We start from the raw sequence: 17,563 nt of genomic DNA on the forward strand, positions 1-17,563 counted from the left end.
ACACCTGTTAAGCAACAAAATTTTAAAATAAATGCTATATTAATATTTTTTCGGTTTGAATTCACGTATTGTTTTTATCATATATAAAATACGGTCCCAATCTGCTTGTGGTGGAACTGAATCTGCTACATGAAGTATCAATTTTCTGCCATCGCCGCATTGTTCCAATGTGTCGTCCATGTACTTTATAAAACTCTTGTCGTCCATAGAATTTGGAAGTGCTGCAACGGACGAAATACCACCCCAAATACAAATTTTACCATCGTATGCTTTACGATAATCGGCAAGACTTAATTTGGTCATAGGAGCAGGTGCCACAGAATCTGCTACATCAATACCCGCCTTCATGTATTCCTCATTTAAACCGTCATTCTCCCCATCAGAATGTGTTAGACAGAATTTACCTTTGGAGTGCAGATAATCAGCGCTCCACTTGAGATCTGGTGTAATATGATCTGCGAAAAAGACCTTGTTAGTCGTCATGGAATCGTAATTGGCACCAACATATATGACATCACTTGGAGAATCAGCCATAACCTTTAATATATTACGTGATACACGACGAATACTCTCACTACATTCAAGCATCTCATCTAGGTGATCATAGTAATCATACCAGAATTTGGTGAAGTCACACATTTCCTTCATAAGTGCGTGCATTGCCGAGCCGCCTTCATATTGAAAACCAACAACGGTTCCCCTATCGCCTATTTCTTCCTTGATTCGGTAGTAATAATCATATCTCGGTGTAATATCAATATGGTCAAAAATGTATGCAATTTTTTTATAATCTTCAACGCTTTCTACTGCAGGCTTAGAAACATGAGGTTGAGTTATACCGGAACGGATCATATCATCATCTAAGTGAGATATTGTAGTTAGTTTGCCATGAGGTGTGTCGTAAACTGTTGTGGTTTCTCCCTTACCATTGTGAGTAATTGTATGTGCCACATCAACATGGACTTTATAAAATACAGACTTTGTCTGAAACAATCCCAAACCCACATGTGCATTGTCGTCCGGATGTTCAATTGTACTGAAGTTCGGTACAACACAATGATATCCAAGACCAAGATCGTCTACAAGTTCTGTCAAAGTAGCGTTTTTATATTTTTCAGGAAGTGTTCCTTGTAATTTGTTTCCTTGATACCATAGATCAAGCCTTGGAACAAAAGGAATTTCATCTACTGGTTTACCTTGAATTGCATCCAATATTCTCTGTTCGTGTGTAATTTTAATCAACTCCTAAATAAATACTTTTTTGGAAAAATAACATTATACGATTGTTTATACCTGAGCTGGATTTACTCACAGGCTAAGATTTGTTGCTATGCCTTTTTTAATAGATGTGTTGTAAATATCATAGCTTAGAATGATATTAAAGATTATCTTGTAGTAAGTTACAAATATAACGATTTTATAACCGTCTGTTTTATTATTTTTTGTGCAATTGCGCGTTTGCTCGTCCGAGTACTCCATTTAATTTTAAATCCAGACAAAAAGAAAAACAAGGAAGATGTTGCTCAGTTTTATAACAATATTAACTGAAATATTAAAAGTATAATCTGTATTAATCAAAGCAATATAACAAAGATGTTGCTCAAGTTTATAACAATATTGACTAAAGTATCAAAGGGATAGCCTGTATTAGTTCAAAGCAATATAACGAAAATATGCTCAGTTAGACTTTGTTTTCAATAGGTAAATGAAATCTTCATGATATATCTAAGAATTTCTTGTGTCCTGTATGGGGGTTGCGTATATAATCGCTTTATTATAAAATATTACTAATGTAAAATAGATTCGAAGGCGAAATTTGCAGTGTTTATGCTCTATAATTAAGTAACTACCAAACAGCTGGAGGTTAATATGAAGTTCCGACCTATAGTAGTGGATGATAGCATGCAGGAGCTTACCGAACATGGAACACCCGAATTCCCTGTATCAATGGATAGACAATTGGTATCGGCTGAAAATTGCGCTCAAGTACCGCACTGGCATTACGAGGTGCAAATAGCCGTTGTCACAGAAGGATCGGTTGTGTTCAAGACTCGGAGCAACTCTTATAATTTGAATGTTGGCGAAGGTATTTTTATCAACAGTGGTTGCTTGCATGAAGTAATCGCTACCGAAATACCGGACAGCGTTTATGTATGTGTGAACTTTCACCCTAAGCTGATTTACGGTGATGTTGACAGTATTATAAGGCGCGACTATGTGGAGCCACTGCTGTTTTCCAAAAGTCTGCAGACGGTTCCGTTAACGAATGATAGCTGGCACAGTGAAATAATCGGCTTGCTACAGAGATTGGCAGTAATCCAAGAAGAGCAAAGCTACGGATACGAGTTGGAAATGAAGATAATAATCAACGAAATATGGAGAATCATGGTGGTCAACAACAAAGAATTGATTGAGGAGAACAGAACCATAACCTTCTCGCAAAGAAGCAGAATTCGTGCGTTGACAAGTTTTATACAGAAAAATTATGCCCAAAACATAAGCCTTGAAGATATAGCCAACGTTGGCTATGTCAGTCGTGGCGAATGCTGCAGGCTTTTCAAAAGAGTTGAAAACACAACCCCTATTTCCTATCTGACACATGTCAGAATTTTACAAGGTACTAAACTGCTTGCCACAACGGATTTGTCCGTCACTGAAATTGCTCAGCAGGTCGGCTTCGGAAGTGGGAGCTATTTTGCAGAACGCTTCAAAAAAGAAATGGGATGTTCACCGTTACAATACCGTAAGCGTAGTTCAGAGAAGATGGCTCAGAACGCAGAGGAGAAAAGAAGCATTTAGGATGATCGACATATTTCTGTTATGAATTGACATACAAATTGCCCAATATTATGGCGCAGACCAATTTAGGTATGCGTCTTTTTTAATGAACTGAATTGTTTGTGATTTTTATTTTGAATAACTCTCTTTTTCAATATATGCTTTTAGTGTCTTCTATTTTTATTGAGGACGTTTATCGGAGAAAAACCTGGACAAAATGAAGAGGATCAATATCCTTACGTTTTAATTATTTGTAGAATCTATAGACAAAGGGTATTATAAAATAATAAAATAATATTTAATGAATGGAATTTATTTAATAACAAAGGGGCAATTAATATGGGTGAGAAGAAGATAAGATTTGCATGTCCGCTTGACTGTTTTGATGGCTGCTCAATGATAGCAACTGTAAAAGATAAAAGGATAACAGAAATAGAAGGCGATAAAGATCATCCGCTTACCAGTGGATTTGTATGTCAAAAAGGTAAAAAACATCTGGAAAGAATGTACCACCCCGATAGAATATTAACCCCAAAGAAAAAGTATAAGGGTGAGTGGGTTGAGATTAGTTATGAAGAGGCAATAGATGAGATTGCGAACAAGCTTAGTGAGATAAAGGAAAAGTACGGTTCAGAGGCTGTATTGCATTACTACGATAGCGGTTATGGGGGTCTTAGTAAATCTGTAGATAAGATGTTTTTTAACTACTATGGTGGTGCCACAACCCATACTGGCAGTTTATGCTGGGGAGCTGGTATAGCAGCTCAAAAAATTGATTTTGGAGCTAATCAGAGTCATGCTCCAGAAGATTTCCTAAATTCGAAGACTATTATAATATGGGGAAGAAATCCTGCCGATACAAATATTCATCTTATGAAGTATTTAAATGAAGCTAAGAAAAGAGGAGCCTATATTTACCTTATAGATCCAATAAGAACTAATACAGCAAAAATTGCATCGGAGTATATTCAAATAAAGCCTTCGACAGATGGCGCACTAGCTCTTGGGATTGCTAACTATCTGATAAACGAAAAACTTGTTGATGAAGACTTTATAAAACAACATGTAAAGGGGTTTGAAGAGTATAAAGAGTATGCTAAAGAATTTACTCTTGACTATACTGAAAAGATTACTGGAATAGATAAGGAAAAGATTAAGAAGTTGGCCCATGATTATGCCAGAAATAAGCCGTCTAGTATAATTATAGGCTATGGTTTACAGCGATATAAAAATGGTGGAAATAATATTAGGTGTATTGATGCACTGGGTGCCTTAACAGGAAATATTGGAATATCAGGTGGAGGAGTTAATTACTCAAATAAGCTTATTGGAGAATATATTAAAGGTGAAGTGAAAGAAAGCGATACTCTTGTGAAAAACAGAAGGACCTATACCAAAACGAAATTTGCTGAGTTCCTTATGAATGATAATAATCCACCTATAAAGTGTTTATTTATAACAAAGGCTAATCCATTAGTTCAAGTTCCTAACATAGGGAAAACTATTGAAGCAATAGAAAAAGTGGACTTCAAAGTAGTTATAGATATGTTTATGACCGATACTGCAAAGTATGCTGATTTAGTTTTGCCTACAACTAATATACTTGAAGAAGAAGATTTCTTATATTCCTCTATGTATTCACCCTATTTAAACTACTCAAATAGGGCAGTACAGCCTTTAAACAATATTATGGGAGAATACGAGTTGTTTAGAGCTTTAGCGAAAAAAATGCAGATGGACGACTATCCTGATATTGAAAGAGAAGAGTTTTTTAAAAGAGCATTAAAGCCACTTATAGAAACCTTTAATGTAAGTTATGAATATTTAAAGGAGAATTACTTCACTATAAATGATAGAGACATTCCTTGGAAGGATAAAAAATTTCATACACCATCAGGGAAGTACGAGCTGTATTCTGAGACTGCTGAAAAACAAGGAATGAGTCCGATTCCTGTACATATACCTTCTGATGTAAAAGAGAAGAATTATAATCTAAGGTTGATTACTCCTCATTTTAAGAATTCACTTCATTCACAGCATTACGCTTTTGAGGATGGAATACCAACTGCATATGTGAATAGAAGTACCTTAGAGGAAAATAATCTTGAGTCAGATAAACTGGTAAAAATCAAATCAAAATATGGTGAGCTGGAGGTTATGTTAGAGGCTAGTGAAGATATAGGAGATGGAGTTGTAATGATATACGAGGGATGGTGGCATAAGAGCGGATCTGTAAATTTTTTAACACCTGATTGTATAAGCGACATGGGAGAACAGGCTGCTTATTATGAGTGTTTTTGTAGTTTAAGTCAATAGCCGCTTTGGAAAAGAATACAATAATCTCCATTGATATATAGGACCATCTTGTTTATAATATTTAAGGCTTATATTTTTCAGGATTCTAAAACGATAGGAGGCACTAAAGTATGGCACTACATTCTTTTTCACGTACAGAGCTGTTAATAGGAAGTGAAGGCCTTGAAAATCTCTCAAAACGAACAGTAGCTATATTTGGAATAGGCGGAGTTGGAACATTTGTTGCTGAAGGATTAGCTAGATCTGGTGTAGGTAAATTCGTATTGGTAGATGATGATGATATATGTTTAACTAATATAAATAGACAAATTCATGCACTACGAAGTACTGTTGGAAAAGCAAAGGTCGAAGTAATGAAGGAGAGGATTTTAGATATAAATCCTAAAGCAGAGGTTATAACTTATAAGATGCTCTATACAGCGGAAACTGCCGAAGAGCTTTTAGATGATAGCTATGACTATGTAGTAGATGCAATAGATATGGTTAGTTCGAAGCTAGATTTAGTAGAAAGGTGTTATAAAAGAAATATTCCGATTATGAGTAGTATGGGAGCCGGAAACAAGCTTGACCCTACTAAATTTGAAGTAGTTGATATTTTTAAAACATCCATGTGTCCCTTAGCTAAGGTCATGAGAAAAGAGCTTAGAAGAAGGGGTGTAGATAAACTTAAGGTCGTATATTCACAGGAAACACCAATAAAGCCTATTGAATCAAAATCAAACTGTAAAACCGATTGCATCTGTACTAATAAGGAGAGAACCTGTACAGTTCGAAGACAGATTCCAGGCAGTATTTCCTTTGTCCCGTCGGTTGCAGGTCTAATAATAGCTGCGGAGGTTGTAAAGGACCTAATAAAATAGAATAGACAGCCAATGAAAAAAAAGGACGAGCAGGTCCTTTTTTATTGCGGTAATTTCTTGAAGAAGATGTAAAAAATTGTATAAAGGATAATGGTGAAAAATATCGAAGAGTATAGGGTATGGGTTAAGCATAGTCATTGGAAAACCATAGGACGAGCATATTAAAAATTACTGGGAAGAAAGTATTAAGTTTACATAAGTACTTGATTTGTGGTTATTTCTAGTGATATAGTTATATTAAGAGAGTTTGTCCAAAAACTACTAGGAGGTAATTTTGTGAAAAAAATCGCTATTGCTGTCATAACTTCTATTTGCTTATTAAGTTCGACTTCAACAGCTTTGGCTGGAAGCCAAAATCTTAATTATACTGTATATAAGCCAGGAGTAGAGAATGAAGATGTGAAGCTAATTCAGCAAGCTCTCAGGAGAGATGGAGTTTTTGATAGTGAGGAGTTAACTACATATTTTGGACCTATTACTGAACGAGCAGTAAAGGATTTTCAGAGAAAATACGGATTGACTGCTGATGGAGTAATCGGTGAGTCCACAATAAAGAAGATGGAGTCCCTAGGACTTTTTACATATGGCAATCTTTCACTCAGTGTATATAAGAAGGGTATAAAGCATTCTGACGTGAAGGTTATTCAAGAATCATTAAGAGAAATAGGAACCTTTAAGGGTGATGAAATAACTACATACTTTGGGTCTACGACGGAAAAGGCAGTAAAGGATTTCCAAGTGAAATATGGATTGGATGCCGATGGTGTTGTAGGCGGTTCTACAATGAAAAAAATGGTGAGCTTAGGATTGGTTACTCATAATATAGGGATTAAAAAGGTTTTGGGAACCCTTTCTTTAAATTTATATGAAAAGGGTGTATCACATCCAGAAGTGAAGATTATTCAGATGGTTTTAAAGCAATGTGGAACCTTCCATGAAGATAGCTATACTACCTATTTTGGACCTGCCACAGAAAAGGCAGTTAAAGAGTTTCAAAAAAAGTATGGATTAGATGTTGATGGAGTTGCAGGTGGGACAACCCTACAAAAAATGCAATCCCTTGGATTTGTTAGTTACTCAGTAAGTAGAGGATCTTCTAAAAGAGGATATGGAGAATATCTAGATTGGAAAGACGTTAAAAAAATACTTGTAAGAAATAAGACGATTATGACGGTTCAAGATTTGAAAACTAGTACCAAGTTCAAGGTCAAGGTTACTGCTGGATCTAACCATGCAGATGTAGAAACAATAACAAATAATGATACTGTGATTATGAAAAAAATATGGGGTGGATTTAGCTGGGAAAGAAGACCCGTATTAGTATATGTCAATGGTAGAACGATTGCTGCTTCTATGACGGCAATGCCACATGCAGGGGTAGAAAGTAAGACTGCAGGTAAGAATGTTTCTAATAGAAGTGGTGGATATGGATATGGATATAATTTTGACTTCATAAAGGGGAATGGAATGTCAGGTCACGTAGATATACACTTTAAAAACAGTAGAAGACATAAGGATAATAGAAAGGATCCAAAGCATCAGGCTAGTGTTAAAATAGCTGCAGGTAAGAAATAATTAAAAATTTATTACAAAATTTGTAAAAAGATTGACTTATTATAAATTGTGGTATAAATTAGGTATAAGGGTATGATGATTATATGTATTTGGCGATTAAGAACTAGACATTTAGGGGGTAGAGAAAGAGATGAAGGATATAAAAGCTCTAATAGTTGGAGCATCATATTTTTCAATTATTTCAGGAATTGCTGTATTTATAATGAATATAAGTAATCATGTTATTAATATAAGATAGCTTCGGCTATCTTATATTTTTTTGAGATCATTTTTCGAAGAAAAATCTGATAAAAACTCTGGTCAAAGCTTAGAGCTTGGATGGCTTCGGATTTTTGTTTAAAAAGATAATATGTTCTAGATTTGGGTTGAAAAAGCTATGAGAAGGTCATAAGAGACGATCTTATGGCTTTTTTCTTTTTTTAAATGTCTTAATCAAATATGATTTAGAATAAAAGAACATCATATAACAGAAAATATTATCAAAATACCTTTAGAACATTAGAATTTTAGAATTATAAATGCGAAGGAGGTCAATAAGTGAAAAGGCAGTTATTAAATTTAGTAGCTTTGGTTTTAGTAGTAATATTAATAAGTGTATTTTACATAGATATAGCCCAGGCAAGGACAATATACTGGGGAACCAGAGGAGAAGATGTAAGGGCAGTTCAAGAAAAATTGAAGCGATGGGGATACTATAGAGGAGTCGCTGATGGTGTTTATGGAAGGGAAACATATAGAGCGGTTACATACTTTCAAAGGAAGAATGGATTGAGGGCAGATGGTGTTGTAGGTGACAGAACGAAGAAGGCTTTAGGAATTAAAACGACAGCAGCAACAGCTAGAAGAGCCAGTACTTATAATAAGACCGTTGAGATAGCTCAAAGAAAGCTGAAACAATGGAGGTACTATAATGGTGCTGTTGATGGTATTTATGGACCTAAGACCTATAATGCGGTTGTAAAATTTCAAAGGAAAAATGGTTTAAAGGTAGATGGACACATTGGTTCTCAAACAAGAAAAGCTCTAGGGATAACTAAAAAGACTGTGAGTAGTAAATATGCGGCTTCTAGTAAAGGTGTATCAAAATCTGATGATGTAACACTCTTAGCTATGGTTATAAATGGAGAAGCTAGGGGAGAACCATATGTTGGACAAGTAGCAGTGGGCGCGGTGGTACTTAATAGGGTTAAGAATCCTTCCTTTCCAAATTCTATTGCAGGAGTCATGTATCAGCCATTAGCCTTTGAAGCAGTGGCTAACGGGCAGGTATATAAACCCATAGAAGCAAGTTCGTTTAAAGCTGCTAGAGATGCTTTAAACGGTTGGGATCCTACTGGAGGAGCTCTATACTATTGGAATCCATCGGGTAATATAACTAGTAAATGGATAAGAAGGCTAAAGCCAACTCTTACAATTGGGAGACACGTATTTGCAAAAAAATAATGGGGATGATGGGAAATGAAGAACATTTTAATAGGTATGGTTGTTTCCCTAGCAATAATATTAGGGCTGACATACAATTGGGGATATAATCAACAAAGCCAGCTTAAAAACTATAATGTATATGTTGAAAATCAATTTAGAAGAATGTTCTATGACTTAGTCGGAGATGTGGAGAACATTCAATCAAATTTATCTAAGATTATGGTTTCTGGAACTCCTAAGCAAAACGTATTGTTATTTACAGATTTGATGTATAAGTGTTATGACGCGCAGGAACAATTGACGCAACTTCCGATTGAACATAAGGATGTTAGTAAAACTCAGAAATTTTTGAGTCAGGTTGGAGATTTTTCTATGGCTATGTCTAGAAAATGTCTAAGTGGAAAGCCTTTAACTAATGAAGATATAAACACCTTAGAGGAACTACATAACTACTCCAACTATTTGTCGCAAAACCTACTAAAGCTCCAAAGTGATATCACACAAGATGGAGTTAAGTTGGCCGGTCTCATAGGAAAGACTAGTAAAGATCTCGAGAAGGTTAATGAGAATATGTTGAATACAAGCTTTTTAAATGTAGAAGAAAGAATGCAAGAGTATCCTGAGTTGATATATGATGGTCCCTTTTCTGAGCATATAAGAAATATAAAACCTAAATTAGAGGGAAAGGAGATTACAAAGGATAAAGCAATGCAGATTGCTAAGAGCTTTTTAAAGGATGGAAAGAAATATTCAGCTAAATTGATATCTGAAACTGCAAATACAAGATTTTCTTCATATATTGTTGAACTAAAAGAAAATGGTAATGACTATAATATAACTATGGCAATAACTAAGAAAGCTGGAAAAGTTATATGGATGCTAAATACTAAGGAAATTGGTGATGAAAAGCTAAGTGTTAAAGAGGCAGTCAATAAAGCTAAGGATTTTCTTAGAAAAAATGGATTTGAAAATATGATACCAACATATTCGGAAGAATATGACGGTCAACTTGTTGTTAACTTTGCATATACCGATGATGACGTGATTGTTTATACGGATCTAATTAAAGTTAAATTGAGTTTAGAGGATGGAAGTGTTATAGGGTTTGAGTCCGAAGGTTATTTGTCTAATAACCATAAAAGAGAAATTGCAAGGCCGGAGATTAGTGAAGAAGAGGCAAGAAGAATGATAAGCATTGATGCAGAGGTTGAAGATATTAAATTAGCTATTATACCTACTGAAGGATCAAAGGAAGTTTTGTGCTATGAGTTCATTGCTAAGTATAAAGAGGATAGATTTTTAATATATATTAATGCTTTAAATGGAGAAGAAGAGGACATATTACAGGTTATCACAAAGGAAAATGGTGTTTTGATGATGTAAGTTATTAGTATCATGTTTTAGATATGTGAATTGGAGATTAGCTCAGGTAAACACTGAGAATCGGAAATATAAGTAATCTAAAAGAGAGGGTCTTGTTTATGATACCCTCTTTTTTAGCGGTTATTAACCCTCGAAAAGTATAAAGAAATGCTATAGATTAAATAATAAAGATATGATAGAATAGATACTTATACAATGATATAACAACATTAGTGAGCCCTTATATGAATGTTGGTAAGGAGGCAAGTATGAAAAATTATAGTGCGTTTGAGATAATAGGTCCAAAGATGATTGGACCATCCAGCTCCCATACTGCTGGTGCAGCTAGACTAGGAAAGATTGCAGGTAAACTGGCAGATTACGATGTAAAAAAGGTACAGTTTTTACTGCATGGTTCCTTTGCAAAAACCTATAGGGGCCATGGTACGGACAGGGCCCTCATGGCGGGAATATTAGGTATGAAAGAAAGCGATGAAGAGCTTAAGGAATCGCTTAGTATTGCAGAGGAAAAGGGAATAGATTATGAATTTACTGAAGCTGATTTAGGCGAAGTGCATCCAAATACAGTTAAATTTATTATTGAAAAGTCCAATGGAGAGGAAATTAGCCTTATGGGTTCTTCTATTGGTGGAGGCAATATTAAGGTTGTTGAGATTAATGGGTTAAAGCTTGAATTTACAGGACAGTATCCAACTATTATAACTAGGCATGAAGATCATCCCGGTATTATATCTAAGATTACTAAGATATTGGCATACTACAAAATAAATATAGCATTTATGAGTGTATATAGACAGGACAAGGGTGAAGATGCCTTTATGGTTATAGAGTCCGATAATAAGCTCGAACCTAAGCTTATAGAATACATAAAAAATTCTGTAGAAGATATAAAAAATATATTTTTAATAAATTCGTTGTAGTTAAACTATATAGTTTGCTTAAAAGTGCCTCAAAGGAGAAAGGATGAGGATAATGGGCTATAAATTTAATAGCGGAGAAACTCTAGTAGAGATTTGTAAGAAGCAAGATAAAAAAATGTGGGAAGTAATGCTTCTGAGAGAGGTAGAGAATTCAGAAAAGACTGAGGAAGAAATATTTGACTTAATGATGGATAATTTGCAGGTCATGAAAAGAGCTGTTAAAAAGGGGCTTGAAGAAGATATTAAGTCTGTAAGCGGACTTGTTGGAGGAGATGCAAAGCTGCTCAAAAGCAGATATGAAAAGAAGGATACGGTATCAGGTAGTAGAATGCTTAAAGCTGTTGCTGGAGCAATGGCTGTTTTAGAAGTAAATGCTTCAATGGGGCAAGTGGTAGCAGCGCCGACGGCTGGTTCCTGTGGTATCTTACCTGGAGTTTTAATAACCGTTGGAGAAGAATTAAATATTAGTGATGATGACTTAGTTAAGGGTCTATTTACTGCATCGGCTGTAGGGCTTATTGTATCTCAAAATGCTACTGTATCCGGTGCTGAGGGAGGCTGTCAGGCCGAGACAGGAACGGCTTCTGCAATGGCTGCAGCAGCTGTTGTAGAACTTTTGGGAGGAAATCCGGAGGAAGCTTTACATGCTGCTTCTATGACTATAAAAAATATACTGGGATTAGTATGTGACCCCATTGCAGGTTTAGTAGAATGCCCATGTGTTAAAAGGAATGCTATTGGTGCTGCTAATGCATTGATATCGGCAGATATGGCATTGGCAGGGATTAAAAGCATAATCCCATTCGATGAAGTAATTGATGCTATGTACAGAGTAGGGAAGTCTATGCCAGTTGATTTGAAGGAGACTGCCCTAGGTGGATTAGCAGCTACACCGACGGGAAAAAGGATAATGGACGAGGTATTCAATAAAAATTAGAATAGAAAATCTCAGAACAACATGGAACTTAATTTATTTTGAAATACTCTAGGCCAAACTCATGAGATGTTTTTATGAGATGGCCTTATTTGTTTAAGAAAATAAAAATCACCAATAATGCACTTTATTTAATGAACAAAAATATGAAACATAAAAACAAAAGGTAACATTAGTTGTTTTAGCCATGATATGTGTTAAAATACTTATTAGGATATTAAATATTGGAGGACAACATTATGAGAGATACAAAAAGATTGGTGATGCTTGGATTGTTTGTGTCAATGGGATTAGCCCTTCATATAGTTGAAAGAATGATACCTGTACCCTTTATAGCGCCTGGAGCAAAACTAGGTCTTTCAAATATAATAACTCTTACTGTGCTTATGTCTCTAGGATTTAAGGATGCATTTTCAGTATTAGTAGTTAGAATAATATTAGGATCTATATTTGGGGGTGGGGTCTCAGGCTTTATATACAGTATATCAGGTGGGATTTTGAGTATATTGTCCATGGCACTTATTAGAATAGTCGGTGGTCAGAGGGTTAGTGTTATAGGAATAAGTGTAACTGGAGCGGTATTTCATAATATAGGCCAATTGATGGCTGCTGCATTAATTGTTAAAAATATAAATCTATTCGTATATTTACCAGTTTTACTTATAGCTGCGGTGGGAACAGGGATTTTTGTTGGAATGACTACAAAATTCCTCCTATCCTATTTGAGTGTAAGTGATTAAGCTAGAATTGTTATTGATTTTCAAGAAGTTTTATGATATTTTATTTAAAGACAGTTCGAGAGCCTCCTGTCTATAAACAAAACTAAGGCGCCCACAATCTTAAGATATATGACTTTAAAGTTTAATCTATATGAGTAGTAGATGCATATAGGTTTATTCACTATTGCCATGAATAATATGGGGTGAAGCTTTTGTGTTGCATATCTATAATTTAGTCGTACTCTACAGTAAGTATAAAAGCTGTAATGGAGATTAAGTGTAAATTAAGATATCAGGGACTGTCTTTGTTTTGAGGCAGTCTCTTTTTTTATGCACCAAAGCAACTGAATAATTCTAACTTGGTAGAATTACATAATAAATTTGGTATGGCTTTAGGCATTTAAGATTAAATATAAAAGTGAGTTTTTTTAAATGGTAATTATACAATTTGCTTGATTAATGAAGGGTGATAAAATGAAAAAAGTTGGACTTACGACAACGATACCTGTGGAAGTTTTATATGCTGCAGGTGTTACTCCAATAGATCTAAATAATATTTTCGTGACTTCTGATAGAGGAAAAGAATATATAGAAAAATCGGAAATGGAAGGATTTCCAAGGAATCTATGTTCATGGATAAAGGGACTATTTTCCGTTGCATTAGAAAATGACATCAATCAAATTATTGGAGTATGTGAGGGGGATTGTTCGAATACCGAAGCCCTCTTGGAAGTATGGAAAATGAAGGGGCTAAATGTAGCTCCCTTTGGATTCCCCAGAAGTAGAAGTATTGATAGCATAAAGCAGGAAATTGGTAGCTTGATGGAGACCTTTAGTGTATCCATCGAAGAAGTTGACGATATGAAGAGAGCGCTACATCATATCCGTGAAAGGGTTAAGTATTTAGATGAGCTTAGTTGGAAATATAATAAGGCAACTGGATTTGAAAACCATCTGTGGCAGGTGTGCTGTAGTGACTTTAATGGAGATTACAATGGATTCTCAAAGGATTTAGAGAAAGTTATTTCTCTAATTGAGGAAAGGGAGCCTAGGAAAAAAGAAATAAGATTAGGATATATTGGTGTACCGCCAATTTTTACAGATATATATGATGTCATAGAAGAGTATGGTGGAAGGGTAGTATACAATGAAGTTCAAAGAGCTTTTTCAATGGCTGGATTTAATATAGACGATTCAGTATACGATATGTATTTAAGTTTTACCTATCCTTACGGTATAGATTTTAGACTAGTAGATATAAAAGACCAAATAGAATTAAGAAACCTAGATGGACTAATTCATTATGTTCAAGCCTTTTGCTATAAAGGTATAGAAGATATAGTTGTTAAAAATAAACTAGATATTCCTGTTCTCACAATCGAAGGTGATCTGCCAGGAAAGGTAGATGCAAGGACGAGGCTAAGAATAGAATCCTTTATAGATATGTTAAAAGACTATAGGCTTTAGGAGGAGAGACATGACTTTTTTAGGTATTGACCTTGGAAGTAGAGCAGTTAAGATTGCTTTGATGGATAGAGAAGAAATAATTAATGAAAAGATTATTGGAACAATGACCTTTTATAGAGATTATACAAGCTATATTGATGGGAAGATAAATGTAAATTTTGAAAAACTATGTATTGATGATAAAGACATAGAGCTGATTACGACCGGATATGGTAGAAACAATCTTAAGCTATATAATTCAAAGGTAATAAATGAAATAAAAGCCCATGTGTATGGTGCTTTATATCAAACTAAGCTTAGGGATTTTACTCTATTGGATATTGGTGGACAGGATACGAAGATAGTGAAGGTTGAGAAGGGGATTATTACAGATTTAATACTTAATGACAAATGTGCTGCATCCAGTGGAAGGTATCTTGAAAATATGGCTTCAGTTCTTGAAATATCTCTAGAAGAGCTTACTAATTCTTATGAATCTCCAGTGGATTTAAATGCTACATGTGCGGTGTTCGGAGAATCAGAGCTTATTGGAAAGATTGCAGAGGGATATAGTGTAAGGGAACTTGCTGCTGGGATTAACCATTCATTGTATCAGAGGATAAAGCCCTTACTTAGGGATTTTAGAAACAAGAGATTGGTTTTAACAGGCGGAGTAGCTAGTAACAAGGCTATACAAAAATATCTTGAAAAAGATTTTGAGGAGTTAGTTATACCAGATCGGCCTCAGTTAAATGGAGCTATTGGTTGTGCATATTTTGCTAAGGAAAGAAGTGGAAGGAGATAAGGATGCATAATAAATATATTGACGTGACGAAAATATTTACCTTTGACAGTGCTCATAAATTAGAAAACTATGATGGTGACTGTAAAAATCTCCATGGACATACCTATAAGCTTGAGGTAACCGTAAGGGGAAAAACGGACTATAGGGGTATGGTAGTAGATTTCAATGACTTAAAAAGAATAACGAAGGAAAGTGTTATTGATAAACTAGATCATAAATATCTAAATGAAGTATTTGACTTCAACACAACCTGTGAAAATATGATTGTCTGGATATTTGATAAACTTAGCAATGCCCTAGATTGTGAAAGATACTTTCTAAAAAGGATTAAGTTATGGGAAACACCAACTAGTTATGGGGAAATAGGAAGGGAAGAGTTTTTTAATGAAGGTTAATGAGATATTTCTTAGTATACAGGGCGAAGGGGCGAGTACTGGTTATCCTACAGTTTTTGTAAGATTTACAGGATGCAATTTGAGATGTAGTTACTGTGATACAAAGTATTCCTATGATGATGGTTTTGATATGACTCCAGAAGATGTCTATGGGAAAATCAATGAATATGGATATAAAAGAATATGTATTACCGGTGGAGAACCTCTATTACAAGAAGAAATTAATATGCTATTATCTTTACTCAAAGAATATGAAGTAAATATAGAAACGAACGGGTCAATAGATATAAAGGCATTTAAACTAAGTGATAGACATAGATTTACAATGGATATGAAGGCTCCATCATCCCTAGAAAGTAAGGAAATGAAGCTTAGTAACTTTAAACATTTGCGAGAAACCGATGAAATAAAATTTGTTATTGGTTCAAGGGAAGATTATGAATGGGCAAAGGAAACTATTAAGAACTATTATGAAAAGGGAGTTATTACATTTTCATCGGTTTTTACTAAAATAGATCCGAAGGAAATAATAGGCTGGATATTGGATGATAAGCTTGATGTAAGGTTCCAGCTGCAAATCCATAAGTTTATATGGAATCCCGAAGAAAAAGGCGTTTAAATATAGTGGAGACATTATAACTAGAATCTTAAATTTGGAGGTATTTTAAATGAAAAAAGCTGTAGTTCTTTTATCCGGGGGTTTGGATAGTACAACGTGTATGGCAATTGCCAAAGATGAAGGATATGAGATTTACCCTATTTCCTTTGATTATGGACAAAGGCACAATCGTGAATTAGAATGCTCAAAAAAAGTAGCCGAGCACTTTAATGTAAATGAACACAAAATAATAAGAATGGATAATGTAGGAGGAAGTGCACTAACTGATGAAAACATTGATGTACCTGGCTATAAGGGTGACGGAGAGATACCTATAACATATGTCCCAGCACGAAACATATTATTCTTAAGCTATGCATTAGGATATGCAGAGGTAGTAGGAGCCGAAGCTATTTTTATAGGTGTTAGTGCAGTAGATTATAGTGGTTATCCAGACTGTAGACCTGAGTTTTTAAAAGCCTTTCAACAGGTAGTAAATGAAGGAACGGCAGCAGGAGTAAAAGGTGAATCTATTGAGATCAAGGCACCGCTAATACATCTATCCAAAGGGGAAACTATTAAGCTTGGTACGAGACTGGGATCGCCATACGAGTTGACAACAAGCTGTTACAATGGTGATGAAAAGGCCTGCGGAGAGTGTGATAGCTGCGTACTAAGATTAAAAGGATTTGAAGAAACTGGAACCAAAGATAAGATAGAGTATAAAAAGTAGTAAATATATTAATATATATTTCTACGCTTGTAAAGTTAAACGTACTCAAGTAGTCACTGAGAATCCTTTTGGCTCATCATATCAACCTATTTTTCTATATAATTTTAGAGGAAAAAAAGGTTAATAAAAATCGCTCAAAAGGAAACCTCAGAGACTACTTTCGTTCCTTAAGTTTTATTAGCGTAAAACTATATTCTTTTGAAAGTATTAGGCTAATTCTTCTAGTTTATCCAATAATATTGCATTGAAGGTTACCCCTTTATTTTGTTAAAGTATATAATAAAGGGGGATTTTTTATGGGAAAAGTGTTAAACTTTTTAACACGTAATAAAATGATTGGAATGGCTACAGGTATAATGCTGTTTATTGCTGGAGCACTATCAAGACTTCAATTTATTGAGAGCAACATAGCTGTAGGCTTTATAATACCATTATTATTTATTTCTCTAAGCTTTGGAATAATATTTTCAAGTATCTTCAGAAGAGAAAATGAAAATATTAATGGCTTATTTGTAAAATCTGTCCTAGCTCCATGGGCTATTGTAATTTCTATTGTAGCACTAGATAAATTTGGAATAGATTCACCTTTATTTAAGGCGGGTGCATTATTCCTAGTAAATATAGCATTCTTTGGAAAAGAAATTAATAAGGCATTTAACTAAAAAGGATAGCTTTG

At 34.8% G+C, this 17,563-nt stretch carries 16 protein-coding genes; 15 read left to right on the forward strand and 1 reads right to left on the reverse strand.

The window, feature by feature from the left end; genetic code table 11:
- Nucleotides 1-39 precede the first annotated feature (39 nt).
- Nucleotides 40-1,212: a uroporphyrinogen decarboxylase family protein gene (locus R9X47_RS24980; protein WP_432663833.1), complete on the reverse strand. Its 1,173-nt coding sequence runs from the start codon at nucleotides 1,210-1,212 to the stop codon at nucleotides 40-42.
- Between the two features lie 657 nt (nucleotides 1,213-1,869).
- Here R9X47_RS24980 and R9X47_RS24985 point away from each other — a divergent pair.
- The 15 genes from R9X47_RS24985 to R9X47_RS25055 all read left to right on the forward strand — a co-directional run bounded on the left by R9X47_RS24985 (nucleotide 1,870) and on the right by R9X47_RS25055 (nucleotide 17,549).
- Nucleotides 1,870-2,799: an AraC family transcriptional regulator gene (locus R9X47_RS24985; protein WP_432663834.1), complete on the forward strand. Its 930-nt coding sequence runs from the start codon at nucleotides 1,870-1,872 to the stop codon at nucleotides 2,797-2,799.
- Between the two features lie 318 nt (nucleotides 2,800-3,117).
- Complete coding sequence (locus R9X47_RS24990) at nucleotides 3,118-5,094, forward strand: molybdopterin-dependent oxidoreductase (RefSeq protein WP_432663835.1); 1,977 nt, start codon at nucleotides 3,118-3,120, stop codon at nucleotides 5,092-5,094.
- A 110-nt stretch (nucleotides 5,095-5,204) separates the two neighbouring features.
- The gene (locus R9X47_RS24995) at nucleotides 5,205-5,954 is read left to right on the forward strand and encodes a tRNA threonylcarbamoyladenosine dehydratase (RefSeq protein WP_432663836.1); all 750 of its coding nucleotides are present in this window, start codon (nucleotides 5,205-5,207) and stop codon (nucleotides 5,952-5,954) included.
- A 276-nt stretch (nucleotides 5,955-6,230) separates the two neighbouring features.
- Nucleotides 6,231-7,529: a peptidoglycan-binding domain-containing protein gene (locus R9X47_RS25000; protein ID WP_432663837.1), complete on the forward strand. Its 1,299-nt coding sequence runs from the start codon at nucleotides 6,231-6,233 to the stop codon at nucleotides 7,527-7,529.
- 537 nt (nucleotides 7,530-8,066) lie between these two features.
- Nucleotides 8,067-8,972 (forward strand): spore cortex-lytic enzyme, encoded by a 906-nt coding sequence (gene sleB, locus R9X47_RS25005; RefSeq protein ID WP_432663838.1) that lies wholly within the window; start codon nucleotides 8,067-8,069, stop codon nucleotides 8,970-8,972.
- Nucleotides 8,973-8,987: 15 nt separating this feature from the next.
- Nucleotides 8,988-10,337 (forward strand): germination protein YpeB, encoded by a 1,350-nt coding sequence (gene ypeB, locus R9X47_RS25010; RefSeq protein WP_432663839.1) that lies wholly within the window; start codon nucleotides 8,988-8,990, stop codon nucleotides 10,335-10,337.
- Between the two features lie 248 nt (nucleotides 10,338-10,585).
- Complete coding sequence (sdaAB, locus tag R9X47_RS25015) at nucleotides 10,586-11,257, forward strand: L-serine ammonia-lyase, iron-sulfur-dependent subunit beta (RefSeq protein WP_432663840.1); 672 nt, start codon at nucleotides 10,586-10,588, stop codon at nucleotides 11,255-11,257.
- A gap of 52 nt (nucleotides 11,258-11,309) precedes the next feature.
- Entirely contained in the window at nucleotides 11,310-12,194 is an 885-nt protein-coding gene (sdaAA, locus tag R9X47_RS25020) for an L-serine ammonia-lyase, iron-sulfur-dependent, subunit alpha (RefSeq protein ID WP_432663841.1), read from the forward strand.
- A gap of 236 nt (nucleotides 12,195-12,430) precedes the next feature.
- Nucleotides 12,431-12,931 carry a Gx transporter family protein gene (locus R9X47_RS25025; protein WP_432663842.1) on the forward strand — a complete coding sequence of 167 codons (501 nt, stop codon included), beginning with the start codon at nucleotides 12,431-12,433 and terminating at the stop codon, nucleotides 12,929-12,931.
- A gap of 453 nt (nucleotides 12,932-13,384) precedes the next feature.
- The gene (locus R9X47_RS25030; RefSeq protein ID WP_432663843.1) at nucleotides 13,385-14,377 is read left to right on the forward strand and encodes a 2-hydroxyacyl-CoA dehydratase family protein; all 993 of its coding nucleotides are present in this window, start codon (nucleotides 13,385-13,387) and stop codon (nucleotides 14,375-14,377) included.
- Between the two features lie 10 nt (nucleotides 14,378-14,387).
- On the forward strand, nucleotides 14,388-15,161 hold the full coding sequence (locus tag R9X47_RS25035) for an acyl-CoA dehydratase activase (RefSeq protein WP_432663844.1): 774 nt from the start codon (nucleotides 14,388-14,390) through the stop codon (nucleotides 15,159-15,161).
- Nucleotides 15,162-15,163: 2 nt separating this feature from the next.
- Entirely contained in the window at nucleotides 15,164-15,556 is a 393-nt protein-coding gene (gene queD, locus R9X47_RS25040; RefSeq protein WP_432663845.1) for a 6-carboxytetrahydropterin synthase QueD, read from the forward strand.
- The gene (locus R9X47_RS25045; RefSeq protein ID WP_432663846.1) at nucleotides 15,546-16,175 is read left to right on the forward strand and encodes a 7-carboxy-7-deazaguanine synthase QueE; all 630 of its coding nucleotides are present in this window, start codon (nucleotides 15,546-15,548) and stop codon (nucleotides 16,173-16,175) included. The genes queD and R9X47_RS25045 overlap by 11 nt, the downstream gene beginning before the upstream one ends.
- Nucleotides 16,176-16,224: 49 nt before the next feature.
- Nucleotides 16,225-16,887 carry a 7-cyano-7-deazaguanine synthase QueC gene (gene queC, locus R9X47_RS25050; RefSeq protein WP_432663847.1) on the forward strand — a complete coding sequence of 221 codons (663 nt, stop codon included), beginning with the start codon at nucleotides 16,225-16,227 and terminating at the stop codon, nucleotides 16,885-16,887.
- Between the two features lie 296 nt (nucleotides 16,888-17,183).
- Nucleotides 17,184-17,549: a hypothetical protein gene (locus tag R9X47_RS25055; RefSeq protein WP_432663848.1), complete on the forward strand. Its 366-nt coding sequence runs from the start codon at nucleotides 17,184-17,186 to the stop codon at nucleotides 17,547-17,549.
- Nucleotides 17,550-17,563: the final 14 nt, after the last annotated feature.

Source organism: Wukongibacter baidiensis (assembly GCF_050888315.1).
GTDB classification, from domain to species: Bacteria; Bacillota; Clostridia; order Peptostreptococcales; family Caminicellaceae; genus Wukongibacter; species Wukongibacter baidiensis.

Excerpts from the sequence above, each read along its gene's own strand:
- R9X47_RS24985 (WP_432663834.1), top strand. The coding sequence starts at position 1,870 with ATGAAGTTCCGACCTATAGTAGTGGATGATAGCATGCAGGAGCTTACC.
- R9X47_RS24990 (WP_432663835.1), top strand. The coding sequence starts at position 3,118 with ATGGGTGAGAAGAAGATAAGATTTGCATGTCCGCTTGACTGTTTTGAT.
- R9X47_RS24995 (WP_432663836.1), top strand. The coding sequence starts at position 5,205 with ATGGCACTACATTCTTTTTCACGTACAGAGCTGTTAATAGGAAGTGAA.
- ypeB (WP_432663839.1), top strand. The coding sequence starts at position 8,988 with ATGAAGAACATTTTAATAGGTATGGTTGTTTCCCTAGCAATAATATTA.
- sdaAB (WP_432663840.1), top strand. The coding sequence starts at position 10,586 with ATGAAAAATTATAGTGCGTTTGAGATAATAGGTCCAAAGATGATTGGA.
- sdaAA (WP_432663841.1), top strand. The coding sequence starts at position 11,310 with ATGGGCTATAAATTTAATAGCGGAGAAACTCTAGTAGAGATTTGTAAG.
- R9X47_RS25025 (WP_432663842.1), top strand. The coding sequence starts at position 12,431 with ATGAGAGATACAAAAAGATTGGTGATGCTTGGATTGTTTGTGTCAATG.
- R9X47_RS25030 (WP_432663843.1), top strand. The coding sequence starts at position 13,385 with ATGAAAAAAGTTGGACTTACGACAACGATACCTGTGGAAGTTTTATAT.
- R9X47_RS25035 (WP_432663844.1), top strand. The coding sequence starts at position 14,388 with ATGACTTTTTTAGGTATTGACCTTGGAAGTAGAGCAGTTAAGATTGCT.
- queD (WP_432663845.1), top strand. The coding sequence starts at position 15,164 with ATGCATAATAAATATATTGACGTGACGAAAATATTTACCTTTGACAGT.
- R9X47_RS25045 (WP_432663846.1), top strand. The coding sequence starts at position 15,546 with ATGAAGGTTAATGAGATATTTCTTAGTATACAGGGCGAAGGGGCGAGT.
- queC (WP_432663847.1), top strand. The coding sequence starts at position 16,225 with ATGAAAAAAGCTGTAGTTCTTTTATCCGGGGGTTTGGATAGTACAACG.
- R9X47_RS25055 (WP_432663848.1), top strand. The coding sequence starts at position 17,184 with ATGGGAAAAGTGTTAAACTTTTTAACACGTAATAAAATGATTGGAATG.